The 26,329-nt window shown below is 66.5% G+C and carries 21 protein-coding genes; 6 read left to right on the forward strand and 15 right to left on the reverse strand.

Annotated elements, in window-relative coordinates; all coding sequences use genetic code 11:
* Positions 1-31: 31 nt before the first annotated feature.
* Complete coding sequence (locus tag XAN126_RS26775; protein ID WP_024277057.1) at positions 32-2,902, reverse strand: VCBS domain-containing protein; 2,871 nt, start codon at positions 2,900-2,902, stop codon at positions 32-34.
* A gap of 221 nt (positions 2,903-3,123) precedes the next feature.
* Complete coding sequence (locus XAN126_RS0102675) at positions 3,124-4,797, reverse strand: electron transfer flavoprotein-ubiquinone oxidoreductase (protein ID WP_024277058.1); 1,674 nt, start codon at positions 4,795-4,797, stop codon at positions 3,124-3,126.
* A 190-nt stretch (positions 4,798-4,987) separates the two neighbouring features.
* On the opposite strand from XAN126_RS0102675, the gene XAN126_RS0102680 reads away from it, so the two are divergent.
* Positions 4,988-5,890: a uracil-DNA glycosylase gene (locus tag XAN126_RS0102680; protein ID WP_024277059.1), complete on the forward strand. Its 903-nt coding sequence runs from the start codon at positions 4,988-4,990 to the stop codon at positions 5,888-5,890.
* A gap of 209 nt (positions 5,891-6,099) precedes the next feature.
* Here the strand turns inward: XAN126_RS0102680 and XAN126_RS0102685 are convergent, their stop codons facing one another.
* The 5 genes from XAN126_RS0102685 to gcl form a co-directional block, all read right to left on the reverse strand.
* The gene (locus tag XAN126_RS0102685) at positions 6,100-6,564 is read right to left on the reverse strand and encodes a CYTH domain-containing protein (protein WP_024277060.1); all 465 of its coding nucleotides are present in this window, start codon (positions 6,562-6,564) and stop codon (positions 6,100-6,102) included.
* A 223-nt stretch (positions 6,565-6,787) separates the two neighbouring features.
* Positions 6,788-8,305, reverse strand: coding sequence for a pyruvate kinase (pyk, locus tag XAN126_RS0102690; RefSeq protein WP_024277061.1), 1,518 nt, complete (start codon positions 8,303-8,305; stop codon positions 6,788-6,790).
* A 319-nt stretch (positions 8,306-8,624) separates the two neighbouring features.
* Positions 8,625-9,608 carry a 2-hydroxy-3-oxopropionate reductase gene (gene glxR / locus XAN126_RS0102695; protein WP_280938285.1) on the reverse strand — a complete coding sequence of 328 codons (984 nt, stop codon included), beginning with the start codon at positions 9,606-9,608 and terminating at the stop codon, positions 8,625-8,627.
* 99 nt (positions 9,609-9,707) lie between these two features.
* On the reverse strand, positions 9,708-10,487 hold the full coding sequence (gene hyi / locus XAN126_RS0102700; protein ID WP_024277063.1) for a hydroxypyruvate isomerase: 780 nt from the start codon (positions 10,485-10,487) through the stop codon (positions 9,708-9,710).
* A gap of 187 nt (positions 10,488-10,674) precedes the next feature.
* The gene (gene gcl, locus XAN126_RS0102705; protein WP_024277064.1) at positions 10,675-12,450 is read right to left on the reverse strand and encodes a glyoxylate carboligase; all 1,776 of its coding nucleotides are present in this window, start codon (positions 12,448-12,450) and stop codon (positions 10,675-10,677) included.
* A 245-nt stretch (positions 12,451-12,695) separates the two neighbouring features.
* Here gcl and XAN126_RS0102710 point away from each other — a divergent pair, with 245 nt between their 5' ends.
* A complete protein-coding gene (locus XAN126_RS0102710; RefSeq protein WP_024277065.1) occupies positions 12,696-13,001 on the forward strand; it encodes a YARHG domain-containing protein in 306 nt (101 codons plus the stop codon).
* 157 nt (positions 13,002-13,158) lie between these two features.
* Positions 13,159-14,451: a nicotinate phosphoribosyltransferase gene (gene pncB / locus XAN126_RS0102715; protein ID WP_024277066.1), complete on the forward strand. Its 1,293-nt coding sequence runs from the start codon at positions 13,159-13,161 to the stop codon at positions 14,449-14,451.
* Positions 14,452-14,556: 105 nt separating this feature from the next.
* Here pncB and XAN126_RS0102720 read toward each other — a convergent pair whose 3' ends face one another.
* The gene (locus tag XAN126_RS0102720; protein WP_024277067.1) at positions 14,557-15,663 is read right to left on the reverse strand and encodes a choloylglycine hydrolase family protein; all 1,107 of its coding nucleotides are present in this window, start codon (positions 15,661-15,663) and stop codon (positions 14,557-14,559) included.
* A gap of 283 nt (positions 15,664-15,946) precedes the next feature.
* Between XAN126_RS0102720 and XAN126_RS0102725 the strand changes: the two genes are divergently transcribed.
* Complete coding sequence (locus XAN126_RS0102725) at positions 15,947-16,585, forward strand: peroxiredoxin (RefSeq protein ID WP_024277068.1); 639 nt, start codon at positions 15,947-15,949, stop codon at positions 16,583-16,585.
* Between the two features lie 312 nt (positions 16,586-16,897).
* On the opposite strand, the gene XAN126_RS0102730 is transcribed toward XAN126_RS0102725, so the two are convergent.
* The 4 genes from XAN126_RS0102730 to glmM all read right to left on the reverse strand — a co-directional run bounded on the left by XAN126_RS0102730 (position 16,898) and on the right by glmM (position 20,952).
* Positions 16,898-17,329, reverse strand: a complete 432-nt coding sequence (locus XAN126_RS0102730; RefSeq protein ID WP_024277069.1) for a CBS domain-containing protein — start codon at positions 17,327-17,329, stop codon at positions 16,898-16,900.
* A gap of 155 nt (positions 17,330-17,484) precedes the next feature.
* Positions 17,485-18,231 (reverse strand): rhomboid family intramembrane serine protease, encoded by a 747-nt coding sequence (locus tag XAN126_RS28855; RefSeq protein WP_038225592.1) that lies wholly within the window; start codon positions 18,229-18,231, stop codon positions 17,485-17,487.
* Between the two features lie 373 nt (positions 18,232-18,604).
* A complete protein-coding gene (locus XAN126_RS0102740; RefSeq protein ID WP_024277071.1) occupies positions 18,605-19,318 on the reverse strand; it encodes an outer membrane beta-barrel protein in 714 nt (237 codons plus the stop codon).
* Between the two features lie 290 nt (positions 19,319-19,608).
* Positions 19,609-20,952, reverse strand: a complete 1,344-nt coding sequence (gene glmM, locus XAN126_RS0102745; protein WP_024277072.1) for a phosphoglucosamine mutase — start codon at positions 20,950-20,952, stop codon at positions 19,609-19,611.
* Positions 20,953-21,288: 336 nt separating this feature from the next.
* Here glmM and XAN126_RS0102750 point away from each other — a divergent pair, with 336 nt between their 5' ends.
* Both XAN126_RS0102750 and XAN126_RS0102755 read left to right on the forward strand, forming a co-directional pair.
* Entirely contained in the window at positions 21,289-22,290 is a 1,002-nt protein-coding gene (locus XAN126_RS0102750; RefSeq protein WP_024277073.1) for an adenosine kinase, read from the forward strand.
* 13 nt (positions 22,291-22,303) lie between these two features.
* Positions 22,304-23,602 carry a DEAD/DEAH box helicase gene (locus XAN126_RS0102755; RefSeq protein WP_024277074.1) on the forward strand — a complete coding sequence of 433 codons (1,299 nt, stop codon included), beginning with the start codon at positions 22,304-22,306 and terminating at the stop codon, positions 23,600-23,602.
* Between the two features lie 873 nt (positions 23,603-24,475).
* Here XAN126_RS0102755 and XAN126_RS0102760 read toward each other — a convergent pair.
* From XAN126_RS0102760 to XAN126_RS0102770, 3 genes are all read right to left on the reverse strand, one after another.
* Positions 24,476-24,883, reverse strand: a complete 408-nt coding sequence (locus tag XAN126_RS0102760; RefSeq protein WP_024277075.1) for a type II toxin-antitoxin system VapC family toxin — start codon at positions 24,881-24,883, stop codon at positions 24,476-24,478.
* On the reverse strand, positions 24,883-25,113 hold the full coding sequence (locus XAN126_RS0102765; protein WP_024277076.1) for an AbrB/MazE/SpoVT family DNA-binding domain-containing protein: 231 nt from the start codon (positions 25,111-25,113) through the stop codon (positions 24,883-24,885). Before XAN126_RS0102765 ends, XAN126_RS0102760 begins: the two co-directional genes overlap by 1 nt.
* Positions 25,114-25,404: 291 nt before the next feature.
* Positions 25,405-26,211, reverse strand: coding sequence for a hypothetical protein (locus tag XAN126_RS0102770; RefSeq protein WP_024277077.1), 807 nt, complete (start codon positions 26,209-26,211; stop codon positions 25,405-25,407).
* Positions 26,212-26,329 lie beyond the last annotated feature (118 nt).

The following is a 26,329-nucleotide window of genomic DNA, read 5'->3' on the forward strand; positions in this document are numbered from 1 at the left end:
TCCTCCGGGAGGCGGCGCCCCCGGCCCGTGCTCAGACGAGGAGGTGGCCGCCATCGTGGCCGGCGCGCAGCGCCTCCCGCAGATGGTTCGCGACGGCCTCGATGCCCGCGGCCACATCATGCGCCGTCGCCGGGCCCGCCCCGTGGCTTGAGATGTCGCTCCACAAAGTCTGCAGGACTTCGGCGATGGCGGTGTCGTGCGCGGTGCCGTGGACGTGGGCCGCCTCCAGCGTAGCGGCGCGCTTTTCCAGAACGTCGAACAGGCCGGGCAGGCTCTCGCCGACGCCCGACAGGCTGGCCATCGCCGCCGCCCACAGGTCCGGGCCCGAGGCCGATGCGTCCGACGCGGCCGCCATGGTCGTGGTCTCCGGCGCGAGGGCGAAGCTTGCAACCATGGGCGCGCTGCCGCCCGTGCCGGTGAGGGTGACGCTCACATTCTGGGTGACGGTGCCGCCATGGTGGTCGTCCAAAGTCAGCGCGAAGGTCTCCACCTTCGTCTGGCCGGCCGCCAGCGGCTCCACCTTGGTCTCGTCCACCACATAGGACCACACCACGGCGCCGGTGCCGTTCATGTCGCTCACCACCTTGGCGGAAAGCGTGCCCAGCGCCCCTTCCGGCGCGGCGACGCTCACCGCATGGGTGTCCTTGGCATCCTGGTCGGCGAAATAGAAGGTGCCCGCCGCATTCAGCGTCTTGCGCGCCGCGTCCTCGGTGAGGGTGGCGCTGGTGACGGAGGTGGCGGGGATCGACGCCATGAAGAGGTCGGTCGCCCCGTTGGTGTCGTTGGCGACGAGATCGGTTGCGTCGGATGCGAAGATGACGTGCGCGCCATCGGGCGTGAAGGCAAGGCCGGTGCTGATCCCGGTGGTATTGGCTGCGACCTTGGTAATGGCTCCGGTTTCCAGATCAGCCACGAAAATGTTCGAGGCGCCGTTGGTGTTGCCGGGCATCGTTGATTCCGAAGACGAGAAGACGATCTTGGTGCCATCGGCCGAGAATGCAAATTGATCGCCGACAACCCCGTCGTTCGGCAGAACCCCGCCCGGCGCACTCACACGGGTGATTTCGCCCGTCTGAAGATCCTTCACGTAGAGGTGGGTACCCCACATCTCGCCTCCGGGGACGACTGAGCTTTCGTTGGAGACGAACGCGATCTTGGTGCCGTCCGGCGAGAAGACGGGTCGGACCTCATGTGCGCTCACAGCGGACACATAAGTCACGTCTCCGGTTGTCAAATCCTTGATGTAGATACACGTACTCCCGCCAAGAAGATTCGGGCCGCCTGCATTGCCGTCTGCAGCGAACGCGATCTTGGTTCCGTCCGGCGAAAAGGTTGGGTTAAAGCCGCGTGTATGGTAGGTAACATACGGAGCATTGATTGATATCTGAGTTGTGGTGCCTGTGACCAGATCTTTCACGTAGAGGCCGCTGCTATCTGTATCTCCGGGAAGATCTTGTCGGCCGGATTCAAATACAACCTTTGTCCCATCGGGTGAAAAGGCCGGTCGTCCGCTCCAGGAATCGATCTGGCCGCCAGATGAATTGGTTGAAATTCTCGTAATCGCGCCGGTATGTATGTCTTTCACAAAAACATCTTCTGCCGCATTGGTGTCTCCCGGCACAAGATTCGACGCAGATGAAACGAATGCCACCTTGTGGCCATCCTGCGAAAAAGTGCTGTCCGACGTCTGGAAAAGATGAGCCGTATTCGAGCCGCCGGAAATGCCGTCGGCATTCGTTGAAACAAGGGTTACAGACCCTGTTGCAAGATTTTTTACGTAAAACTCTTTATAGAATGTGTTGGTTTCGCCGGCAAAATTGGAAGCGTAGGATGTGAAAGCCACTTCCGTGCCATCCGCTGAGACCGTTGGTCCGAAGCTGGAGCCTTGGCCGCCCGCCCCTGACGCGCTGACAGAGATGAGCGTGATCCCCCCGGCCGGGCTGCCCGAGAGGATTGTCGGGGCCTGATTCTCGTAAACGAGACTGACGTGCGCGCTCACCGCGCTCTTCTCCGCGTCGGTGACCGTGAAAGTCACGTCACGCGTCGTGGTCGGCAAAGAAGCGGCAGTCGATCGATAGGAAACCTGATCCATCAGCGCGCTCATCTGCGCGTCTGAAACGGCGACGTTTGATTTGAAGGTGAACGCGAGATCGTGGCCGGAGGCGCCGTTGGCGGAAACGGTGCCCACCTGCTTGCCATCCAGCATCAGCTTGGTGCCGGAAACGCTGAACGACCCGCTGGCCAGATAAAGCTGGTCCGTGGCGGTCGCGCCGTCGACATGGACGGTCAGCTTGCCGCCCTTGAAGCCTGTTCCATCAGCGTTCGCCACCTGGGCGTCGCCGTCGATGATGAAACCCGCGGCGGCACTGTAGGGGCTGTGGGACGAGACGGGGCCGAGATTTGAGATGACCGACGCATCGTTTTCCGCCTTCACCTTCAGCTGCATGGTCGCGGAGATCGAGCTGTGCTCGGCGTCGACGGCGGTGAAGGTCACCGCGTGGGTGGCGGCGGAGGGGGTGTTGCTGGGGTTGGAATAGGCGATGGCGCGGGCGAGGGCCGTGGCGGCGTCATCGCTCGCCGGCTGGTCGAAGCTCACCGTGATCGTCGAGCTAGAGACCGTCTCCGTGCCGATCCGCGCACCGTTGTAGAAGACGGAGGTCGTGCCGGTGCCGGCATCTGTCTGAAGCGTGATGCCGCCGACCGCGGCGATGGAGAGGTGATCATCCACCCCCGCATTCGCCAGCTTCACGCTGAGGCTGCCGCCCTGGAAGCCGGTGCCGTCCGGGTTCTTGAGGGTGACGTTGGAATCCAGCACCACCGGGCCGGCGTTCACCGTGTTTTCGGCGAGCGTCTTCGACCGGTCGAGCCCGCCAAAAGCGGGCGCCTTCGTCTTCGTGGCCATTTGTGCAACTTCCCTGACAGTCACGCAAGCAGGAGTAGCCGTGACGGGTGCCAGGGTCCACCTCGGATCGAGGGGCGCGGGGACAAATCTTGTATTGCAGCGCGAAGACTATTGGCTTGACCTATCGGAATATTCCGTAGGGGAATATTGCGACTTGAGCGATTTTCCGGATGCATGCCCGGGATCTCGCCCGGGCATGGTTTCATGAAGGGCGTGTCGCCTCACATGTTCGGATAGTTCGGCCCGCCGCCGCCTTCCGGGGCGGTCCAGGTGATGTTCTGGTTGGGGTCCTTGATGTCGCACGTCTTGCAGTGGACGCAGTTCTGCGCGTTGATCTGGAAGCGCGGCGCGTCCGCCCCCTCCTCGATCCACTCATAGACGCCGGCCGGGCAGTAGCGGTTGGAAGGGCCGGCATAGACGTCGTGCTCGGACGCCTTCTGCAGGGCCATGTCCTTCACCACCAGATGCACCTGCTGGTTTTCCTCGTGATTGGTGTTCGAGAGGAACACCGAGGAGAGCTTGTCGAAGGTCAGCACGCCATCGGGGCGCGGATACTGGATCTTCTTGCAGTCCTTGGCCGGCTTCAGCGAGGCGGCGTCGGTCTTGCCATGCTTCAGCGTGCCGAACAGGGAGAAGCCGAACGTGTTGGTCCACATGTCCAGCGCGCCGAGCGAAATGCCGACGAAGGTGCCGAGCTTGGACCACAGCGGTTTCACGTTGCGCACCTTCTTCAGGTCCGCTCCGATGGCCGAGGAGCGCCAGGCCGCCTCGTAGCTGGAAAGCTCGTCGTGGCCGCGCTCGGCGGCGAGCGCGTCCAGCAGGTGGTCGGCGGCGAGCATGCCGGAGAGCACCGCATTGTGGCTGCCCTTGATGCGCGGCACGTTCACGAAGCCCGCCGCGCAGCCCACCAGCACGCCGCCGGGGAAGGAGAGCTTGGGCACGCTCTGGTACCCGCCCTCGGTGATGGCGCGGGCGCCGTAGGCGATGCGCTTGCCGCCCTCGAAGGTGTCGCGGAAGGTGGGATGGGTCTTGAAGCGCTGGAACTCGTCGAAGGGCGAGAGCCAGGGGTTCTGGTAGTTGAGGTGGACCACGAAGCCCACCACCACCTGCTCGTCGTCGATGTGATAGAGGAAGGCGCCGCCGCCGGTCTTGCCGTCGAGCGGCCAGCCGAAGGCGTGCTGCACGAGGCCGGGCTTGTGCTTCTCCGGCTTCACCTTCCACAGTTCTTTCAGGCCGATGCCGAACTTCTGCACGTCGCGGCCGGCACCGAGGTCATACTTGGCGATGATCTGCTTCGTCAGGTGCCCGCGCGCGCCCTCGGCGAACACGGTGTAGCGGCCGCGCAATTCCATGCCGCGGGTGAATTCGCCCTTGGGGACGCCGTTCTTGTCCACGCCCATGTCGCCGGTGGCGATGCCGGTGACGGCGCCCTTGTCGTCATAGAGGATCTCGTCGGCGGCGAAGCCGGGGTAGATCTCCACCCCCAGCGCCTCGGCCTTCTGGGCGAGGAAGCGGCAGACATTGCCCAGCGAGCCGACGAAATTGCCGTGATTGTTCATCAGCGGCGGCATGGCGAAATTGGGCAGGCGGACACCGCCGGCCGGGCCGAGCAGGTAGAAGGCGTCGTCCGTGACCTGCACGGTGAGGGGCGCATCCGCCTCCTCGCGCCAGCCGGGAACGAGGGCGTCGAGGCCCACCGGATCGATGACCGCGCCGGAGAGAATGTGGGCGCCGACTTCCGAGCCCTTCTCCACCACCACGACGGAGATGTCGGTGCCGCGCTCGGCGGCCTGCTGCTTCAGGCGGATGGCGGTGGCAAGGCCCGCAGGGCCGGCGCCGACCACCACCACATCATAATCCATGCCTTCGCGCTCTGGCAGCTCCGCCGCGCTCATACGCCTGCTCCCGTCCGTCAATCCCGTTGATTGGACTTTTTCCACGACACGCCGGCAAAGACAACCGCGCACTGCCGTTTAGGGCAACATCTTTCCGTATGTGGGAATATAATGCCGCTGTACTGGAAAGTGTGGTGCGGCGCGGCATGCCGGGCTTCGCGCTGGGCGCTTCAATGGCTAAAAGGAATTCATGAGCGTGACCGCCGACAGGGACTTCGCCGACTGGGCCGACATTCTCGCCTTCCACTGGGAGGCGGGCGTGGACGTGGCCATCGGCGAGGTGCCGGTGGACCGCTTCGCCGAGAGCGCCGCCGAGCCGAGCCGGTCCCGGCCCCCGGCGCCCCCGATGCGCGAGGCCGGCTCCACCGGCGCGGCGTCCGGCGGCCCGGCGGGCTTTGCCCCGAGCCGCCCGGCCCCCTCCCGCAACCAGCCCGCGCGGCCCGCACCTCCGGCGACACCCACCCTTGTGACCCAGCCGCCGGACGAGGCGGTGATGGGCGCGCGCGAGGCCGCCCGGGCCGCCGCGAGCCTCGATGAACTGAAGGCGATCCTCGACGGCTTCGAGGGCTGCGCGCTGAAGCGCACCGCGAGCCGGCTGGTGTTCGCCGATGGCAATCCGGCCGCGAAGGTCATGTTCGTGGGCGAGGCGCCGGGCCGCGACGAGGACCAGCAGGGCCTGCCCTTCGTCGGCCGTTCCGGCAAGCTGCTGGACCTGATGCTGGCCTCCATCGGCCTCGACCGCACCAGCGCCTTCATCGCCAACGTCATTCCCTGGCGCCCGCCGGGCAACCGCACGCCGACGCCGCAGGAAACGGCGGTGTGCCTGCCCTTCATCGCCCGGCAGATCGAGCTGGCGGACCCGGACATTCTCGTGTGTCTGGGCGGACCCTCGGCGCAGGCGCTGCTCGGCACCACCGAGGGCATCACCAGGCTGCGCGGCCGCTTCATGGATTACGACACCGGCACGCGCACCATCCGCGCCATCGCCACCTTCCACCCCGCCTACCTGCTGCGCACGCCGCTCGGCAAGCGCTTCGCCTGGCGCGACATGCTGGCGGTGGAGGCGATGCTTGCGGGGAAGGGCGGGGGCTGAGGGGCCGCTGTTGCGTGTCGGTTCCCCGGACGCATGCAGCGCAGCGGAATGCGAGCCGGGGTCCAGCGCAAAAGGCCGCCGCAGGCGCTTCGTGATCCAGCCGCTCTCAGGAATTGCCCGCTGCGCGGGAGCCTTGCGCTGGCCCCGGATCAGCGCTCCGGCTGCGCCGTCGCTTGTCCGGGGAACCGCGTCGCCCTCAGGCGAGCGCCCTACTTCCCATACCCCAGCGGGGCGCTGACCAACGAGGAGTTGCGGTAGCGGGGGTCGGAGGTGACTTCCTCGCCCACCCAGTCGGGCAGGTCCACCTGCTGGTCGATGCCGTCCAGTTCCACCTCGGCCATGACGAGGCCGTCATTCTCGCCCTCGAACACGTCCACGGTCCACAGGCGGCCGGCGTGCTGGACGGAATAGCGGGTCTTCTCGATCAGCGGCCGGGCGCAGAGCGTCTCCAGCATCACCCGCGCGTCCGCGAGGGGGATGGGATATTCGAACTCGGCGCGCGCGAGGCCCTGCGTCTTGCCCTTCACGGTGATGAAGGCGTCGCCATCGGCGATACGGATGCGCACGGTGGCCCCGTCGTGGGACAGGTAGCCCTGCCGGATGGGCGTGGCACGCGCGCCCTCCCGCCAAGCGTGGGAGGTCACGAGGAATTTGCGCTCGATCTCGACGGGCATATCTCGGCCGGCTGGGCTGTGAATAGCCCAGCATAGACCGCAGGGGGTGGCCTTCGTCCAGCCCTGAAAATGCCGTTAGAGCTCTGACGTACCGCAGAAAACGATTTCAGGCTGCCGCATGCGTCAACGCGCGGCACATTACGGCGCGCATTGAAAGGCCTGACTCAACCGATGGGGGAGCCGCGCGCACGTCTGGCGTGCGCGCCTGCCTGTTCCGCACGCCTCAGGCGTGGACCTTGCTCTTGGTCCCTTTCGCCGCCCCGGTGTCGAAGTCGTCCCGCGAGGGCGGGTTGGTGGCGCCGATGGTGGTGATGCGCATGATGTTGGTGGTGCCGGGCTTGGCGAAGGGCACGCCGGCAGTGATGGCGAGGCGGTCGCCCGGCTTGCCGAGGCCATGCTCCACCGCCGTGCGCACGGCGGTGTCCACCATCTCGCCGAAGGAGTGGATGTCCTCCTTCATATGCACGGCGTGCACGGCGTAGGACAAGGCGAGGCGCCGCGCGGTCTCGACCTTGGGGGTGAGGCCGAGGATCGGAATGGCGGGCCGCTCGCGCGCGGCGCGCAGGCCCGTGGTGCCCGACAAAGTGAAGGCGACGAAGGCCGAGGCATCCACCGCGATGGCCGCCTGATAGGTGGCCTTGGTCACGGCGTCGCCGATGGTCTTGCCCCATTCCGACTGGGTGGCGTCGAGCACCTGCCGGTAGCCGGGATCGCACTCCACATGGCGGATGATGTCGTCCATGAAGGTCACGGCCTCCACCGGGAACTGGCCGGCGGCGGTCTCGGCGGAGAGCATCACGCAGTCCGCGCCCTCATAGACGGCGGTGGCCACGTCCGACACCTCGGCGCGGGTGGGCACGGGGGCGGTGATCATGGATTCCAGCATCTGCGTCGCCACGATCACCGGGCGGCCGTACTTGCGGGATTCCGCGATCATGCGCTTCTGCAGCGCCGGCACCTCGGCCAGCGACATTTCCACGCCGAGATCGCCGCGCGCCACCATGATGGCGTCGGAGAGCTCCACCAGCTCGGTGAGATGCTCCACCGCGGCGGGCTTCTCCATCTTCAGCATGATGGCGGCGCGATCCTTGATGAGGCCGCGCGCCTCGTGGATGTCCTCCGGGCGCTGCACGAAGGAGAGGGCGATCCACTCCACCCCCGCCTCGCAGGCGAATTCGAGGTCGTGGCGGTCCTTCTCCGTGAGGGGAGAGAGGGGCAGCACCACGTCGGGGATGTTGAAGCCCTTGTTGTTGGAGAGCTTGGTGCCCGCCACCACCTGGGCTTCCAGGAAGCCAGCGCCCTTCTTCACCACCTTCAGGCGCACCTTGCCGTCGTCGCACAGCACGGTGGAGCCGACGGTGAGGGCCTCAAGGATGTCGGGGTGGGGAATCGGCACGCGGGTCTCGTCGCCGGGGCGATCCACGTCGGCGTCGAAGTGGAGCACGTCGCCCGCCTTGAGCGCGATGGAGCCGTCCTTGAAGCGGCCGATGCGGAGCTTCGGGCCCTGCATGTCGGCGATGACGCCGATGGGCCGGTTCATCTCCTTCTCCAGCCGCCGGATGCGGGCCAGCACCTCGCCGTGATCGGCCTGGGTGCCGTGGGAGAAGTTGAGCCGGAACACGTCCACGCCGGCGAGGAACAGCGCCTTCAGCTTCTCTTCGCTGTTGGAGGCGGGCCCGACCGTGGCGACGATCTTGGTGGCGCGCTGGCGCTTGAGGGTGGGGTGGCGCTTGTTGGGCATGATTCGTCCTCCGGCCCGGCGCGTTCGCGCTCGGTTCAATGCGTTTTAGGCGGCATCATGCGCGCCTTTGATGTACGCATAAAGTCGCATAAACGGCAGCAAGGCTGACCGTTGCAGGCGGTGAGGCTTCCGCTTCGCCCCCCGTTCGGCGCCGGAGGTGGGGGCGCAATTTGAGGCGGCGGAGGCGCGCCGGGAACGCTGTCGGCGCGCCTCTTCCGAAGGGGCCGCGGCGGACCCGTCCGGGGTGCCGGCGACGCGGGGCAGGGAACGCGCCGCGCGTCGCCAAGGGTGTCGTGGCTCTGGGGGTGGTGGGGCGCCCTCAGGCGTCCGGGGCGACCTTGTGGTTGGCCATCAGCTCCAGCGCCTTGACCATGGCGGAGTGGTCCCACTTGGAGCCGCCGTGGGCGGCGCAGGCGTTGAACAGCTCCTGGCAGGTGGCGGTGTTGGGCAGGCTCACGCCCAGCGCCTTGGCGCTCTGCAGCGCGAGGTTCAGGTCCTTCTGGTGCAGCTCGATGCGGAAGCCCGGATCGAAGGTGCGCTTCACCATGCGGTCGCCGTGGATCTCAAGGATCTTGGACGAGGCGAAGCCGCCCATCAGCGCCTCGCGCACCTTGGCCGGGTTGGCCCCCGCCTTGGAGGCGAACAGCAGGGCCTCGCCCACCGCCTCGATGGTCAGCGCGACGATGATCTGGTTGGCCACCTTGGTGGTCTGGCCGTCGCCATTGCCGCCCACGAGGGTGATGTTCTTGCCCATCTTCTCGAACAGGGGCTTCACCGTGTCGAACGCGCCGTCCGGCCCGCCCACCATGATGGTGAGGGAGGCGGCCTTGGCGCCCACCTCGCCGCCGGAGACCGGGGCATCGAGATAGTCGCAGCCGAGCGCGTTGATCTTCTGGGCGAAGCCCTTGGTGGCGACCGGGGAGATGGAGCTCATGTCCACCACGATCTTGCCGGCGGAGAGGCCTTCGGCGACGCCGCCCTTGCCGAACAGCGCCTCTTCCACGTGCGGGGTATCCGGCACCATGGTGATGATGATGTCGGCCTGCTTCGCCACCTCGGCGGAGGAGGCGCAGGCGGTGGCGCCCTTGGCGGTCAGCGCCTCCGGCACCTTCACCACGTCATAGACGAACAGCGTGTGCCCGGCGTCGATGAGGTGGCCGGCCATGGGGGCGCCCATGATGCCAAGGCCGATGAATCCCACGTTCATGTGCGTTTCTCCTGAAGAGTGCTTTTGGTCGCGGTCGAGCGGGACACTCGCCCCATTGTCGCGTTTGTCATCCCCCGGCTTGTCCGGGGGATCCACTTCGGGCCCGCGCGGGATGAGATGTCCGAAGCGCGGTCGAGGTGGAGGGGTGGATGCCCCGGACAAGCCGGGGCATGACGGTGAATAATGGGGACTTGCTCAGCCCTTGTAGGGGGCGAACCAGCCGATGCCGTCGTCGGTGGTGGTCTTCGGCTTGTATTCGCAGCCGATCCAGCCGTCGTAGCCGGTGTCGTCGATGGCCTTGAACAGGAAGGGATAGTTGATCTCGCCCGTGCCCGGCTCGCCGCGGCCCGGATTGTCCGCCAGCTGGATGTGCTTGATGCGGGCGATGTTGGCGCGGATGGTCGGGGTGAGATCCCCTTCCATGATCTGCATGTGATAGATGTCGTACTGGAAGAAGATGTCGTCCGCGCCGACTTCATCCAGCACCGCCAGCGTCTGCTTGGTATTGGTGAGGTGGAAGCCGGGGATGTCGCGTGTATTGATGGCCTCGACGACGAACGGGATGCCCGCCTTCTTCAGCTCCGCCGCGGCGAACTTCAGGTTCTTGATGAGGGTCTCGTGGACGGTCTCGGCCGGCACGTCCTTGGGGGTGAGGCCGGCGAGGCAGTTGATGGCCTTGGTGTTCAGGGCCTTCGCATACTCGATGCCCTTGCCCACGCTGTCCTGGAACTCGCCCTCGCGGCCGGGAATGCAGGCGATGCCGCGCTCGCCCGCCGCCCAGTTGCCGGCCGGCAGATTGTGCAGGGCCTGGGTGAGATTGTACTTCGCCAGCTTCTCCGCCAGCGCGTCCTTCTCATAGGGATAGGGGAAGAGATATTCGACGCCCGTGAAGCCGGCATTGGCGGCCTTCTCGAAGCGGTCGAGGAAATCGATCTCGTTCCACAGCATGGTGAGATTGGCGGCGAACTTGGGCATGCGTCTCTCCGCGGGCTGAGCCCGGTTCTTTGAGGAGTGGGCAGGATGGCTCCTCCCGGCACCGTCATGCCCCGGCTTGTCCGGGGCATCCACGGTTTTGTTGAGAGGGGCTTCCGGGGGAGGGGTGGATCCCCCGGACAAGCCGGGGGATGACGTCCTGTGCGGTGCCGACGCCGGTGCGCCGGCCTTACTCGGCCGGCTCCAGGGCGCGCACGTCGCTGAGCGGCACGTCGAGGACTTCCTCGAACTCGTTCACGGCGTTGATCTCGACGCCCATGGCGATGTTGGTCACGCGCTCCAGGATGAACTCCAGCACCACCGGCACCTGATGCTCGTCCATGAGCTTCTGGGCGTTGGCGAAGGCATCCTTGAACTCGTTCGGGGTGCGCACGCGGATGGCCTTGCAGCCGAGGCCCTCGGCCACCGCCACATGGTCCACGCCGTAGGCGCCGATTTCCTCCGAGTTGATATTGTCGAAGGAGAGACTCACCTCGAAGTCCATGTTGAAGCCGCGCTGCGCCTGACGGATCAGGCCGAGGTAGGAGTTGTTCACCACCACGTGCAGGTAGGGTAGCTTGTGCTGGGCGCCCACCGCCAGCTCCTCGATGAGGAACTGGAAGTCGTAGTCGCCCGAGAGCGCGACGATCTTGGCGTCGGGCCGCGCGGCGCGCACGCCGAGGGCCGCCGGCAGGGTCCAGCCGAGGGGGCCGGCCTGTCCGCAATTGATCCAGTGGCGCGGATGGTAGACGTGCAGGAACTGCGCGCCGGCGATCTGCGAGAGGCCGATGGTGGAGACGTAGGTGACGTCCTTGCCCAGCGCCTCGTTCATCTCCTCATAGACCCGCTGGGGCTTCAGCGGCACGGCGTCGAAGTGGCTCTTGCGCAGCATGGTCTGCTTGCGGGCGAGGCATTCGTCGGCCCACGCGGTCCAGTCGGGCAGCTTGCCGGCCGCCTTCAGTTCCTTCGCGGCGGTCACGAACAGCTCCAGCGCCGCCTTGGCATCGGAGACGATGCCGAAGTCGGGGCCGAACACACGGCCGATCTGGGTGGGCTCGATGTCCACGTGGATGAACTTGCGGCCCTGGGTGTAGACCTCCACCGAGCCGGTGTGGCGGTTGGCCCAGCGATTGCCGATGCCGACCACGAAGTCGGACGCCAGCATGTTCGCATTGCCGTAGCGGTGCGAGGTCTGGAGGCCGCACATGCCGGCCATCAACGGATGGTCGTCGGGAATGGTGCCCCAGCCCATGAGGGTGGGGATGACCGGGATGCCGGTCAACTCGGCGAACTCCACGAGGAGATCGGAGGCATCGGCGTTGATGATGCCGCCGCCAGCGACGATGAGCGGCTTGTTGGCGTCGAGGATCATCCCCATCGCCTTGTCGATCTGCGCCCGCGTGGCGGACGGCTTGTAGACCGGCAGCGACGCGTAGGTCTCCTCGTCGAACTCGATCTCCGCCATCTGCACGTCGATGGGCAGGTCGATGAGCACCGGGCCGGGGCGGCCGGAGCGCATGACGTGGAACGCCTGCTGGAACACCATGGGCACCAGCGCCGGCTCGCGCACGGTGACGGCCCACTTGGTGACGGGCTTGGCGATGGATTCGATGTCCACCGCCTGGAAGTCTTCCTTGTAGAGGCGGGCGCGGGGCGCCTGGCCGGTGATGCACAGGATCGGGATCGAGTCCGCCGAGGCCGAATAGAGGCCGGTGATCATGTCCGTGCCGGCGGGGCCGGAGGTGCCGATGCACACGCCGATGTTGCCGGCCACCGCGCGGGTGTAGCCTTCGGCCATGTGGGAGGCGCCCTCGACATGGCGCGCGAGGACGTGGCGGATGGAGCCGCGCGCCTTCATGGCGGAATAGAGGGGATTGATGGCCGCGCCCGGAACACCGAAGGCGCAGGAGATGCCTTCCTTCTCGAGAACACGGACGGCGGCGTCGACGGCGCGCATGCGGGCCATGGCAGTCCTCCCTTTGGCTTGATGCCTTTGGTCTTGTTGCTTCGTCCTCGCCGGCCGCGATCCTTCAGGGATCTTCACGGGGGAACTTCGCGGCCTTGGACTTTCGTCTTGGATACGCCCGCACCGTTTTCGCTTCTATGGGAAGAAACGGAATGACATTCGTGCCGCCTGAGCAATAATGCTGCGAACTGCATGCCCCGCCCGCCTCGGGCGGTGACAGGGTGCGGCAATTGGGGGAGGCGGGGATGGCGAGAGGTAGGGGGAGGGCGCTCGGGGCGCTTGTCCTTGGGGCACTCGCGGCGACGGCTTTCGTCTCGGGCGCAGGTTTCGTCTCGGGCGCGAGGGCGCAGGCGCTGAGCGAGCTCTCCTGCAAGGCGCTCTGGTACCAGCGCAACGCGGTCTATGCGGAGCAGGGCTATTGCTTCAAGACCAAGGACGCCATCGCCACCTTCGGCGCCCGCTGCTACGCCCCGTTCGGCAAGCTGACGCCGGACCAGCAGCGCTATGTGAACGAGGTGCAGGCCTGGGAGGCCCGCAAAGGCTGCCGCTGAGCGGGCGCTGATTCCGCATCCTGCTGCGAATGGATCGCAGAGACCCGCGACGATCGCGCTTGGCATGCTATAGATACCATCCCGCCCTGTCGGGGCTCCCGCGCGGTCGTCCGCCTGCCCCGCCACACCGCACCGCAACGACATGGCCACGGCGCCCATGACCGACATCGCCACGCGCGTCTACAACCACACCTGGAAGATCGACCCCATCGTGCGGTCCGTGCTCGACACGGACTTCTACAAGCTGCTGATGGGCCAGACGATCTTCAACCGGCACCGGGCGACCCGCGTCACCTTCGGCATCCACAACCGCTCCACCTCGGTGCGGCTCGCCGACATCATCGACATCGGCGCCCTGCGCGAGCAGCTCGACCATGTGCGCTCCCTCTCGCTCACCCGGGGCGAGAGCACCTGGCTGCGCGGCAACATGTTCTACGGCAAGCGGCAGATGTTCTCGCCGGACTATGTGGCCTGGCTGGAGGGCTTCCGCTTCCCCGCCTATCACCTGGAGAAGGTGGACGGCCAGTATGAGCTGACCTTCGAGGGGCCGTGGGTGGAAACCACCATGTGGGAGATCCCCGCCCTCTCCATCATCAACGAGCTGCGCTCGCGCGCCGTGCTGAAGGGTATGGGCAAGTTCGAACTGCAGATCCTCTATGCCCGGGCCATGGCGCGGGTGTGGGAAAAGGTGGAGTTCCTGAAGTCCCTCGGCCGCATCAACATCGCCGATTTCGGGACCCGCCGCCGCCACGGCTATCTGTGGCAGGACTGGTGCGTGCAGGCGCTGATCGAGGGGCTGGGCGAGGGCTTCCTCGGCACCTCCAACTGCCTCATCGCCATGCGCCGCGAGGTGGAGGCCACGGGCACCAACGCCCACGAGCTGCCCATGGTCTATGCGGCCCTCGCCCGCAACGACGACGAACTGCGCTGGGCGCCCTATCAGGTGCTCGCCGACTGGCAGGACGATTACGACGGCAATTTGCGCGTCATCCTGCCCGACACCTACGGCACCAGCGGCTTCCTCGAACGCGCCCCCGACTGGGTGACGCACTGGACCGGCATCCGCATCGACAGCAAGGAGCCCATCGCCGGCGGCGAGGAGGCCATCGCCTGGTGGAAATCCCGCGGGCAGGACCCGCGGGAGAAGCTCGCCATCTTCTCCGACGCCCTCGATGCGGAGGAGGTGGCGCGCATCCACCGCACCTTCGCCGGCCGCATCCGCCTCGGCTTCGGCTGGGGCACGCTGCTCACCAACGATTTCCGGGGCCTGGCGCCCAACGGGGCGCTCGATCCCATCTCCATCGTCTGCAAGGTGATCGCCGCCAACGGCCATCCGGCGGTGAAGCTCTCCGACAATCCCACCAAGGCTATGGGCCCGCCCAGCGAGGTCGATCGCTACAAGCGGGTGTTCGAGGTGGGCGAGCAAGAGGCGCGTAGCGCTCTGGTTTAGAGGGCGGCGCGTAGCGCTCTGGTTTAGAGGGCGGCGCGTAGCGCCCTGGTTTAGAGGGAGGTGCGCACCGCCCTCGTGTGAGGCGCGGCGCGCTATCCCGCCGGCTCAGTTCTTCAGCGCCGCCGTCCCGTCCACCGCCGCCGGGAACGGCAGGTCCGTGATCAGCCGCGCGCTCGCCTTGTCCTGGGCGAAGATGGTGTCGAGATCGAGGGTCAGGAACGTCGTCCGGTGGGCGTAGTCGGTGATCATCAGCTTGTTGTGGGTGAGGTCCTTGATGGCCACCCACTGGGTGTAGTCCGAGACCACCGCGTCGCCGTCCTTGCTCTGCGCGACGCCCAGCGGGATATCCACCGTGTTGAGGATGTGGCCGATGGCGGCGGCGGCGTCGGCGGCGTCCTTCGGCTGGGCCATGGAATGGCGCATGAAGGCCGCGCGCACGAAGCGCGAGGGCGGGGTGAAGTCCCCCGGCAGCCCGGTGGCGCCGCCGCCCTGGCCGATGGCTGTGACATTGGCCGTTCCGAACCGGCGCTCGTTGACGCCCATGGTGGACAGGTTGAGGTAGTTGCGCAGGTTCAGAAGGTGCCAGTCATAGGGCGGCGAATTGGTGAGCACGCTCGCCACATTGTCGTGGATCTGCAACTGCCCGCCGACATATTCCACGATGATGCTGGCGCCCGAGCGATCGGTGAAGACCATGTGGATGGTGGGCGGCGTCGGCCCGCTCGGCAGCGAGGCGTCGGCCCAGACCTTGGTCTTCTCTAAAGCGGCGCGCATGTCGGCCACGGTGCCGTGCATGCCGAGCGCCCAGGCGCCGAAGCCCAGGATGGAGACGTAGGCCGTGTCCGCCTTGGTGACCGTCTGGTAGGTGGTGAAGCCGGGCAGGAAATTGCCGCTCATGCCGAGGCCGGCCGCGTTCTGCCCCTCGATGATGGCGCCGCCGGGGATGACCTCGGCGCTGATGCCGACGGCGGAATAGAGCGTCGCCACCTTCTTCTCGGGCAGGCCGAGGTCGGCCGGCGCGGTGAGCGTCAGGGTGGTGCCCTTGGGGATGCTCTTGAGCGTCCATTTCATGTCGAACGCCCATTCCATGGTGCGCCCTGCGATCACGGTCTTGTCGGCCGCGACCACGTTCACCGCCGTGCAGGCCACGGCGAGCCCGGCATTCTGGATGGGAAGGAATGCGGCAAGTGCAGCCGCCAGGATGCGTTTCATGGAAGCGTCCTCCGTTTGTGTCGCAGACCGCCGCACGGGCGATTGCGTTCTGGATCGTGATTGCCGCCCTCGATCGCGACACGCCGTGATCGTATCAGCACCATACGGTGCCCGCTTTGATTGGATGACGGAGCTTGCGTTGCGCTGGGCGCCCGCCGCAGCGGACCGCGGTGGCGCAGCGGGAGACGACAGTGGTCGCCTTCGCGTGAATCTGCTTTAAATCCATCGATATTGCGGTATAATATTCACATATACAGTTTTCAGATGTTGATTGGAGATGACCATGGCGACGCTGCGACTGGGCGATGTGGTGCCGGATTTCGAGGCCGTGACCACCGAAGGCCCCATCAAGTTCCATGAATGGCTCGGCGACAGCTGGGGCATCCTGTTCTCCCACCCCAAGAACTTCACCCCGGTCTGCACCACCGAGCTGGGCCAGGCGTCCCACCTGAAGCCCGACTTCGACGCGCGCGGCGTGAAGCTGCTCGGCCTGTCGGTGGATGCCATCGACAATCATCCGGCCTGGGTGGGCGACATCAAGGACGCCACCGGCGCCACCCTGAACTTCCCGCTGATCGCCGACTCCGACCGCAAGGTCTCCGACCTCTACGACCTCATCCACCCCAACGCGAACGACACGCTCACCGTGCGCTCGGTGTTCATCATCGGCCCGGACAAGAAGCTGAAGCTGTCGCTCACCTACCCGGCCTCCACCGGCCGCAACTTCGCGGAAATCCTGCGCGTGGTGGACAGCCTCCAGCTCACGGCGAAGCACTCGGTGGCGACGCCGGTGGACTGGAAGAACGGCGACGACGTCATCATCGTCCCCTCGCTCTCGGACGATGCCGCCAAGGAGAAGTTCCCGGACGGCTGGACCACCGTGAAGCCCTACCTGCGCGTGGTGCGCCAGCCCGGCGCGTGAGGTGGCGTCTTCGCTGACCCTCGCCCTCCGGCCCGGCCGGAGGGCGAAGTCGTGCCCCGGACAAGCGACGGCGCAGCCGGAGCGCTGATCCGGGGCCCAGCGCAAAAGTCCCGCGCAGCGGGCAAGACCTGAGAGCGTCCGACTACGCAGCGCGGCGGATCAATGACCCCGCTGTCATCGCCCGCCTTGTGCGGGCGATCCACCGTTGGCCGGGCCGGGTCTTGCCGATCCGAGCGCCAGACAGGCGGAGACGTGGATCCCCCGGACAAGCCGGGGGATGACGGCGGTTCGGATTTCCGCTTCCCGGCCGCCTCAGGCCGACATGATGTAGTCGCGCAGCTGGGCGCTCTCGCGCTCCATTTCCTCCACGCGATATTTCACCACGTCGCCGATGGAGATGATGCCCACGACCTTGCCGCCGGACACCACGGGCACATGGCGGAAGCGGCCGCGGGTCATGCGTTCCATGATCTGGGGCACGGTCTCGTCGGGGGCGCAGGTGACGACCGCCTTGGTCATCAGCCCGGCGAGCGGCTCGGCCAGCACGTCCACGCCCCGCTCGCCGATGAGGCGCACCACGTCGCGCTCGGAGATGATGCCCTCCACCCCCATGTCCCCATTGGTGACGACGATGGCGCCGATGCGGTTGCGCGCGAGGCTGGCCACGGCATCGCCGAGGGTGGCGTCGGGGGACAGGGTGACGATGTCGTTGCCCTTGCGGCTCAGGATGACGGTCACGGACATTGGCGCATTCTCCCTAGCTGGTGGATCCAGGGGCCCGCTCCGCCGACGGGGCCTTCTCTGGAAACGATCCGGACAGGGATGATCCCTCGCATCGCAGTGCGACGCAAGCGCGCAGCGCAGTCCGCGCACCACGACCTTGGCAGTATGAATCCCGCTCAGGCCACCCGCCGGCGCGGCACCGGATCGAACAGGGGGAACAGCAGCAGGCCGGCGACGAAGCCGCCGATATGGGCCTGCCACGCCACCTCCGCATCCTCCGTTCCGGGCAGGGAAACCCCGAACGCGAACAGGAGGTTGAAGGCGAACCACGCGCCCACGAAGATCAGCACTCTCTTGTCGCTGAAATTCTCCCTCAGCGAGCCGGCCGGCTGGTGATCGGCGAAGATGGTGCGGTAACTGGATAGCGCGCCGCCGGGCGCGAAGGTGAAGCGCACCGCCGCTGCCATGGTGCCGGAAATGGCCGCCGAGGCGCCGATGAGCGGCGCAATGGCGTCGCTATTGGCGAGATAGTGCGCCCCCGCGCCCGCCGCCGCCGTCACCGCGCAGAACAGCCAGAAGCGCGTCGAGCCGAATCGCCGCGCCACCGGCGTGCCGAAGGCCAGCAGCCACACGAGATTGACGATGAGGTGCATCCAGTTGGCGTGGAGCAGTGCGTAGCTCACCACGGTCCACAGCTTCGGGCCGATGCCGCCCGGCAGGTAGAACATGGTGTCCGGCAGGGTGTAGCGGGCCGGGATGAAGGCGAAATAGGTGAGGACCTCGATGTCCGCGTCCTGCGACAGCAGCAGCACGCGGATGGCATGGATCGCCACCAGCCCAAGCGCCATCACCGCCACCGCGCCGGGCACGTTGAAGACGGGCTCCCGATGCGATGTGCCGGGATAGGTGGGGCGGTCGAGCACGCCTTGCACATAGGAGCCGCCGCCCGGCGCGGCAAGGGAAAAGCGGAGGGGAGGTGCTCTCCCCTCTCCCCTCGAAGTCGGCTGTTGCCGACTTCGACCTTCACGAACCGAACTCGGCAACAGCCGAGTTCGGACGGGAGCGGGGGCGGGGGTGAGGGGGCTGGCGCCGCTTGTCCCGATTTCGGTCGAGGGGAGAGAAAACCCCTCACCCCAGCCCTCTCCCGCACGGGGAGAGGGGGCAGCCCAGTTCCCCGGACAAGCGACGGCGCAGCCGGAGCGCCGATCCGGGGTCCAGCGCAAAAGGTCCGCGCAGCGGGGCAATGCACTAGAGCGCCGGGGCGCGAGAGCGGCACCCGGACGCGCGATCCACCCCCTACAGCGCGTAGCGCAGGCCGAAGCGCACCTGCTGGGCGGTGGAATTGCCCAGGGCGAGGCCGCCAGCATAGGCGGGGCTGCCGAGGTCGAGATAGCGGTAGCCGAGATCGAGGCTGAAGCTGCTGCTCACCGCGAAGGACACGCCGGCCCCGGCCGACCAGGCGAAGTCCCAGGAATGGCCCGCCGGCTGCAGCCCCGCCGGGGCGTCCAGCGTGTTGATGGCGAAGCCCGCGCCGGCGCTCAGATACGGCGTGAAGCCGGCCAGCGTGATGATGTCCCAGTAGACGCTGGCGAGCCCCACCGTGGCGCTGGCGCCGACGCCCGGCCCGAACGGCGAGAGGCTGGCCGAGCCGAGGGAGAGATAGTCGAGGCTCACCTCGGCGCGCAGGAACGGCAGGAAGCGATAGCCGATGCCGCCCCCCAGCGACCAGCCGGCGCCGGAGACATCGAGCCCGGTGGGCAGGCCGAGATCGGAGAGGCTCGCGCTGCTCGCGGGGACGTAGCCCACGTCGGCGCGGAAATACCAGCCGGCCGCCGCATCCTCGCTTACCGTCGGGGCGGCGAGGGAGAAGTCGCCCGGCTTGCCGAGAGAGGCCATCATGGCCTCCATCTCCGCATCCGCCTTGTCGGCGGCGTGCGCCGGGCCGGCCAGCGCCGCGATCACGAGAGAGGCCAGAAGAAGACGCCCGGCCCGACCAAACACACCCATCATGACGACCCGCCCGAGAAATGCTCTGGACGGATGTGTGCCACGGGGAGGCTTAAGGCCGGATTAACCCTGATGAAGCGTTAAGCTCTGGCGCAGCAAAGGAATTTGGAGCGCTTCGCCCCCGCGGGGGCCGGCCCTCGCCGCCGTCGTGGTCCGGCTTGACCGGACCACCCATCGCGCCGAAAGCGCGGGCGGCAGGGAGGGGTTGCGCGGCTTTCCCGGCGTGAGCACCCGGACGAGCCATGGGCCCTCCGGTCAAGCCGGAGGGCGACGGTTGTGGAAGGAGGCGGCGCTCAGGCCGCGGCGCGCTGGAGGGCGTCGATCACCTCGTCCACCACGGTCTCGACGAGATCGCGGTCGTCGCCCTCGCCCATCACGCGGATGACCGGCTCGGTGCCCGAGGGGCGGATGAGCAGGCGGCCGTGGTTGGAGAGGCGGCGCTCGGCATCGGCGATGACGAGCTTCACCTTCTCGTTTTCCAGGGGTGCGCCGTCGCCGTAGCGCACGTTCTTGAGGATCTGCGGCAGGGGATCGAAGCGGTGGCAGACCTCGGAGACGGGCCTTTCCTGCCGCGCCACCACCGCCAGCACCTGCAATGCCGCGACGAGGCCGTCGCCGGTGGTGGAATAATCGGACAGGATGATGTGGCCGGACTGCTCGCCGCCCACGTTGTAGCCGTCGGCGCGCATGCGCTCCAGCACGTAGCGGTCGCCCACCGCGGTGCGGGCCATGGTGATGCCCTCGCCGGCGAGATGGCGTTCCAGCCCGAGGTTGGACATGACGGTCGCCACCAGCCCGTCGCGGGCGAGGCGGCCGTCTTCCTTGAAGCTCTCGGCGACGACGGCCATGAGCTGGTCGCCGTCCACCGTGTGGCCCTTCTCGTCCACGATCATCACCCGGTCGGCGTCGCCGTCCAGCGCGATGCCGATGTCCGCGCGCACTTCGCGCACCTTGGCGGAGAGGGCGGCGGGGGAGGTGGAGCCCACCTCGCGGTTGATGTTCATGCCGTCCGGCTCGACGCCGATGGCGATCACCTCGGCGCCCAGCTCCCACAGGGCCTCCGGCGCCACGCGGTAGCCGGCCCCGTGGGCGCAATCCACCACCACCCGCAGGCCCTCGAACGACTGGTCCCGCGGCAGGGTGCGCTTGGCATATTCGATATAGCGGGCGTGCACGCCCTCCAGCCGCCGGGCGCGGCCGATCTCGGCGGGCTTGGCGAGGCGCTTGGCGAGGTCCTCGTCGATCAGTTCCTCTATCTCGCGCTCCACCTCGTCGGAGAGCTTGTAGCCGTCCGGGCCGAACAGCTTGATGCCGTTGTCGTCGAACGGATTGTGCGAGGCGGAGATCATCACCCCGAGGTCGGCGCGCATGGAGCGGGTGAGCATGCCCACCGCCGGCGTCGGCATGGGACCGAGCAGCAGCACGTCCATGCCCACCGAGGTGAAGCCCGCCACCAGCGCGTTCTCGATCATGTAGCCCGAGAGGCGCGTGTCCTTGCCGATGACCACCCTGTGGCGATACTCGCCGCGCTGGAAGACCAGCCCCGCCGCCATGCCGACGCGCAGCGCCAGATCCGCCGTGAGCGAGGCATTGGCGCGCCCACGCACGCCGTCCGTTCCGAAATACCTGCGCGACATGGTCCCTCTCGTCGCCGTAGAATCCCGACGCGCCGTGCCCCCGCTGGTGCGCCGCCGAACCTGCCTTTAGCACCCGGAAGATCCCGCGCGGCATCACGTCTCGTGACGCTCCGCAACGTGCGCTCCCGCCTGTGCTTCGGGCAGGCCCCGTTTGTAAGCAGACGGATGGAATTGTTCAGAACGCCGCTCCCGTTGCAAGTGCGAAGGCGCGGGCCCGGGCGGGGCGGGCGGCATTCCTTGCGAAAAGGTTAAGGGGTAGGCGACGGCTGCGGGCGCGGCGATTGCACCGCATCAGGGCGGGTGCTACCCCTCGCCGAATCTTCCGGAGACCTCCCCGTGACCGCCTCTGCCCTCGACGTCCTCGCCATCGGCAACGCCATCGTCGATGTCCTCTCCCGCGCCGAGGAGGACTTTCTCGCGCAGCACGGCATGGCCAAGGGCGGCATGGCGCTCATCGACGAGGCGCGGGCGGAAGCCGTCTATGCCGCCATGGGGCCGGGCACCGAGGCCTCCGGTGGCTCGGCCGCCAACACCGCGGCGGGCGTCGCCTCGCTGGGCGGCAAGGCCGGCTTCATCGGCAAGGTGAAGGACGACGTGCTCGGCACCGTGTTCGGCCACGACATCCGCGCCGCCGGCGTCGCCTATGGCACTCCCGCCGCCACCGACGGCCCGGCCACCGCGCGCTGCCTCATCCTGGTGACGCCGGACGGCGAGCGCACCATGAACACCTATCTCGGCGCCGCGCAGAATCTCGTCGTCGCCGACATTGACGCCGCCATGGTGGAAAGCGCGGCCGTCACCTATCTGGAAGGCTATCTGTGGGACCCGCCGGCGGCCAAGGAGGCCTTCCTCGCCGCCGCGAAGATCGCCCACGCCGCCAGCCGCAAGGTGGCGCTCTCCCTCTCCGACACCTTCTGCGTGGACCGCTACCGCGCCGAGTTCAAGAACCTCATCATCTCCGGCACGGTGGACCTCGTGTTCTGCAACGAGGGCGAGCTGAAGTCGCTCTACGAGACCGCCGATTTCGACGCCGCCGTGGTGGCCCTGCGCAAGGATGCGAAGGAAGCCGTGGTGACGCGCTCGGAGAAGGGCGCCTCCTTCGTCACCCGCGAGGCGGTGGTGAGCGTGCCGGCCCATCCGGTGGAGCGGGTGCTGGACACGACGGGCGCGGGCGATCTCTTCGCCGCCGGCTTCCTCACGGGCTATACGAGCGGCCTCGACCCGGCCACCAGCCTGCGCCTCGGCGCGCTGGCGGCGGGGGAGATCATCGGCCAGATGGGCGCGCGGCCCCAGCGCCCGCTGATCGACCTCGCCCGCGAGGCGGGTCTCATCTCTTGAACGGCCTCATCCCGTGAGCGATCTGCCCGTTCCAGCCGACACCCCCGGCGCGGAAGCCGCCGGGCGGGCGCTCGCCGCCATCGAGGCGAAGGCGCCGCTCATCATGGTGCTGGGCGGCGCGGGCACGGGCAAGACCACCTTCCTGCACGAACTGCGCAAGGCCCCGCGCGGCCGGCAGGTGGTGCTCGCGCCCACCGGCGTCGCCGCGCTGCAGGCGGGCGGGCAGACCATCCATTCCTTCTTCGGCATTCCGCCCCGCCTTATGAACCCGGACGAGGTGAAGCCCCGCGCGCAGGTGCGGCGCCTGCTGAAGAAGCTCGACCGGGTGGTGATCGACGAGATCTCCATGGTGCGGGCGGACCTGCTCGACGCCGTGGACATTTCGCTCCGCATCGCCCGCGACAATTCCGAGCCCTTCGGCGGGGTGCAGATGGTGCTGGTGGGCGATTTCCTCCAGCTGCCCCCCGTGGTGCCCTATGCCGAGCAGGAGATGCTGGGCCGCATGGGATACGAGGGGCCGTTCGCCTTCCATGCCAAGGCCTTGGACGGGCGGGAGGTGACGGGCGTGCCCTTCACCTTCGTCCACCGCCAGACCGACCGCGCCTTCATCGCCATGCTCGACGCCTTGCGCCGGGGCCGTGGCGCCCGCGAGGCGGCGGAGGCGCTGAACGACGCCTGCGTGCGCCCCCACCGCGACGGCGCGCAGCCCGTGCTCCTCACCCCCACCAACGCCCGCGCCGACGCCTACAACGCCCGCGGCCTCGCCGCCTTGCCGGACGAGGGGCGCGAATTCGGCGGGCTGCTCAAGGGCGAGTTCGGGCTGGAGGGCGACCGCCTGCCGGTGGCGGAAAAGCTGGTGCTGAAGCGCGGCGCCCGCGTGATGGCCCTGCGCAACGATCCCGCCCGGCGCTGGGTGAACGGCTCGGTGGGCACGGTGACCGGCCTCGGCCCCCATTCGGCGCTGGTGAAGCTCGATTCAGGTCCCAGCGTGGAGATCGAGGCCTTCACCTGGGAACGCATCCGCTACGGTTGGGACGAGCCCGGCGGCCGGCTGGAGGCGCAGGTGGTGGGCACCTACACCCAGCTCCCCCTCGCCCCCGCCTGGGCCCTCACCATGCACAAGGCGCAGGGCCTCACCCTCACCGACGTCCGCATCGACTTCGCCGACGGCGCCTTCGCGCCCGGGCAGGCCTATGTGGCCTTGTCCCGCGCGCGGACGCTGGAAGGGCTCTCGCTGGTGCGGGCGATTACGGGGCGGGATGTACGGGTGGACAGAAGGGTGGCGGAGTTTGTGGAACGGTTTGAGGGGTGAGGGATTGGCATAAGGGCAATCAGATGTTGGATGCATCCAGCGCCAAAGTCGGATTTTCCCACCTGAGCCTATATTCATTCAAAAGCGGTTCTTAGGTCTGGTCTGAAAGTGTATTTGGGAGGAACATAAAGTACGGATCTTGCAAGCGGCTTGCTCGGATCTCGGCTTAAGGGCATCGAGAAGCATGTGTTCCGCATAACAATTTGCGCAGAAGTTTCACTGACTGTGATTTTGAATGGTTCACTCCAATAATTTCGTTCACTATCGCTGTACTGCGATATTTTTTCACCGGCTAAAATAATTTGAGACGTTACCGGTATATTTTTTATGAATGAATTGGGGTTGAAATATTGGGATCTCATTAAAAGTCCGCTAGGTAGAAGTGAGATCTGATAGCCAAATTTTCTGAATAGAGCTAGATATCCGACCGAAAACAAGGATATTTGATGCCGCGTGCTAATTTTATTTTCCTTCAGGTCGGATTGAATGAATTCTCGAATTGAAGGGTCGTAATGTTTTCCCTTCCAGCTATTGCATCCATTTCCCGGTATTCTTCTTTTATTTATAATTAGAGGGCGACGGCATAATAACGTGAGTCCGCTGCGCTCATTTTGCGGGACAGCCAGCCGTGCGTCCGCCGGGTCGCACGCTAGCGCTTGTTTGGGAATTATATGTTCGACCGAAAAATCTTCAAATCCAAGGCGCCTGAAGCAGGTGGGGCATAAAAGGAGGTCGTTATCTGAAAAATATGGGATTAGCCCCACCAAATCGCTCCGCATCCGGTGCCAAAGCATTTGCTTTATCGATGGTATGTCGATGTCACTCATCATGACCTGCCGGAGCTTGCGTTTCTGGTTCTATTTCCTGAATGCCTTATTGAGGCGAAAATAGCCTAAGTGTTGGAAAATAAGTCTCGTACCGAGCTACATCCCGCGTCATCAAATCATGCCCCGCCACAGCCGCATGGGCGCCAATAAAGAAATCCGGCAATGGGGAGGTACGTGCGCCGCCGCGTCGGCGATAGGTCTGGAAGCATTTGCCCGCGAGGAATGCGGCCTCGAAGGGGATTGCCTCGCGCTCGATCAACTGCGGCGGTAAGGCAGCTTCTAGATCCTCGATGCGCGAGAACCTTACTGAGATTTCGGCATAGACAACTGCATTGATCACGAGGCGATGTCTATCCGCAGCCGCGGCAAGGGCGGCGCTGGACCAGCCGAACCATTTCGGGTCTTCGGTCAGCACATCCAGCAGGATGTTGCTGTCGATAAAGACCGTGCCCATCACCCTTTCCGCGTCAGCGCCATGATGGCATCGGTGGAAAGGGCGACGTCACCTCGCCCGCGCATCTGCCGCACAAGGCGCGCGCCGCGGCTTTCCTTGCGGCCGGGTGTAGGCCGCAGCGTGACGACCTGCCCATCGAAGCTGAATTCCACCTCGGTATCTGGCAGCAGGCCGGCCTTGGCGCGAATGTCCGCCGGGATCGTGACCTGGCCCTTGGATGTGATGCGCACGACTGCCTCCGCATTTTCTTACTTTAGATAGTAAGAACGAGGAGGGCCTTCCGCAAGGCGTCGCCTCCGTCCGCGCGAGGCCGGCGCGGCGGTCCACCGTCACCTGCCATCAGAAAACTGGATGCACACAAAGGGGTATCATTGTGCCAACACCGCTTCGCCGCGGCGCAGTCCACTGACTCTCTCCCGAACCCCCACCCGAACCCCACCGATACCCCCACCGGCAACCCGGTGAAACACCCCCGGCACAGGCCGCTCAGGCCATGCCGGGTCGGTCGCGTCGTCGGTCCCTCAGTCCCAGATCTGGAACATGTTATCCCCCTCCGTGCGGGAGGCGGGGTTGCCGTACATGACGCCGCCGTGGCAGGTGCCGCGGGAGTCCACGGCGATCCAGGGGTGGGTGCCGTAGGTGGGCTGGGTGACGTTGGAATTGGGCGCCAGCGTGTGGTATTTCTTCCACTCGCCGTTGAAGTCGATCCACATGATGTTCAGCGGAACCTTCGAGAGATTCACGAACATCACCTTCACAGGCGCGTTGCTGTTCTGCGAGCGGATGGTGCCGAAGGGTGGGCAATTCTTGCCGTTGGTCGCGTTCTGCTGAGGAGCCGGCGGGGGCGGGGCGGCCTTCTGGCCCTTGTTGCGCGCGCATTCACGGGCCTTGTCGATGGCCTGCGCGGCCCCGGCGAGCTTGAAGGTCTGCTCGCCCCGATCCAGGTTCACAGAGAATTCCGGTAACGTTCTGAAGGCGTTGAGCTGATCGTCGTTGATCATCATGGAGGCCCAGCCGTCCCCCTCCGCATGGAAGGTGCCCATCTCGGCCGCGCCGCCGAAGCCGTAATAGACATCGAGCGGGCCGGAGACATTGCCATAGTAAGGCACGCCGATCTGCCAAGACTTTCCGTCCGTCCCGATGCGGAATTGCACCTTCCCGTTATCCACGTCGGCGGCACAATAGCCGAACCGGTTACCGTCGTAGACGACGGAGATGGACCAGCGGCCAACCCGGTCATAGGCCTGCTCCTGCGCCGTTGCGGGCAGGGTAGGGCCGAGGGTCGCGAGTGCGATGAAGCCGGCAAAAAGGCGTGTCCTGAAAGTCACTTGTCCGATCCCCCGCCCGGGTATGGTTAACATTCGGTTCCTATTTTGCGACCCCTCTACTGTCAAGCTGATGCCGCGTTTTCGGGGCTCGCGGAGGCCGTCGCCGATGGCCTATAAG

Source organism: Xanthobacter sp. 126, assembly GCF_000526175.1.
Lineage (GTDB): Bacteria > Pseudomonadota > Alphaproteobacteria > Rhizobiales > Xanthobacteraceae > Xanthobacter > Xanthobacter aminoxidans.

Coding starts and splice junctions, on each gene's coding strand:
- XAN126_RS0102675 (WP_024277058.1), bottom strand. CDS start 4,797: ATGAGCGCGGCGGAGCTGCCAGAGCGCGAAGGCATGGATTATGATGTG.
- XAN126_RS0102685 (WP_024277060.1), bottom strand. CDS start 6,564: ATGCCCGTCGAGATCGAGCGCAAATTCCTCGTGACCTCCCACGCTTGG.
- XAN126_RS26775 (WP_024277057.1), bottom strand. CDS start 2,902: ATGGCCACGAAGACGAAGGCGCCCGCTTTTGGCGGGCTCGACCGGTCG.
- pncB (WP_024277066.1), top strand. CDS start 13,159: ATGACCGACATCGCCACGCGCGTCTACAACCACACCTGGAAGATCGAC.
- XAN126_RS0102725 (WP_024277068.1), top strand. CDS start 15,947: ATGGCGACGCTGCGACTGGGCGATGTGGTGCCGGATTTCGAGGCCGTG.
- gcl (WP_024277064.1), bottom strand. CDS start 12,450: ATGGCCCGCATGCGCGCCGTCGACGCCGCCGTCCGTGTTCTCGAGAAG.
- XAN126_RS0102760 (WP_024277075.1), bottom strand. CDS start 24,883: ATGGGCACGGTCTTTATCGACAGCAACATCCTGCTGGATGTGCTGACC.
- XAN126_RS0102730 (WP_024277069.1), bottom strand. CDS start 17,329: ATGTCCGTGACCGTCATCCTGAGCCGCAAGGGCAACGACATCGTCACC.
- glmM (WP_024277072.1), bottom strand. CDS start 20,952: ATGTCGCGCAGGTATTTCGGAACGGACGGCGTGCGTGGGCGCGCCAAT.
- hyi (WP_024277063.1), bottom strand. CDS start 10,487: ATGCCCAAGTTCGCCGCCAATCTCACCATGCTGTGGAACGAGATCGAT.
- XAN126_RS0102710 (WP_024277065.1), top strand. CDS start 12,696: ATGGCGAGAGGTAGGGGGAGGGCGCTCGGGGCGCTTGTCCTTGGGGCA.
- XAN126_RS0102680 (WP_024277059.1), top strand. CDS start 4,988: ATGAGCGTGACCGCCGACAGGGACTTCGCCGACTGGGCCGACATTCTC.
- XAN126_RS0102720 (WP_024277067.1), bottom strand. CDS start 15,663: ATGAAACGCATCCTGGCGGCTGCACTTGCCGCATTCCTTCCCATCCAG.
- pyk (WP_024277061.1), bottom strand. CDS start 8,305: ATGCCCAACAAGCGCCACCCCACCCTCAAGCGCCAGCGCGCCACCAAG.
- XAN126_RS0102740 (WP_024277071.1), bottom strand. CDS start 19,318: ATGATGGGTGTGTTTGGTCGGGCCGGGCGTCTTCTTCTGGCCTCTCTC.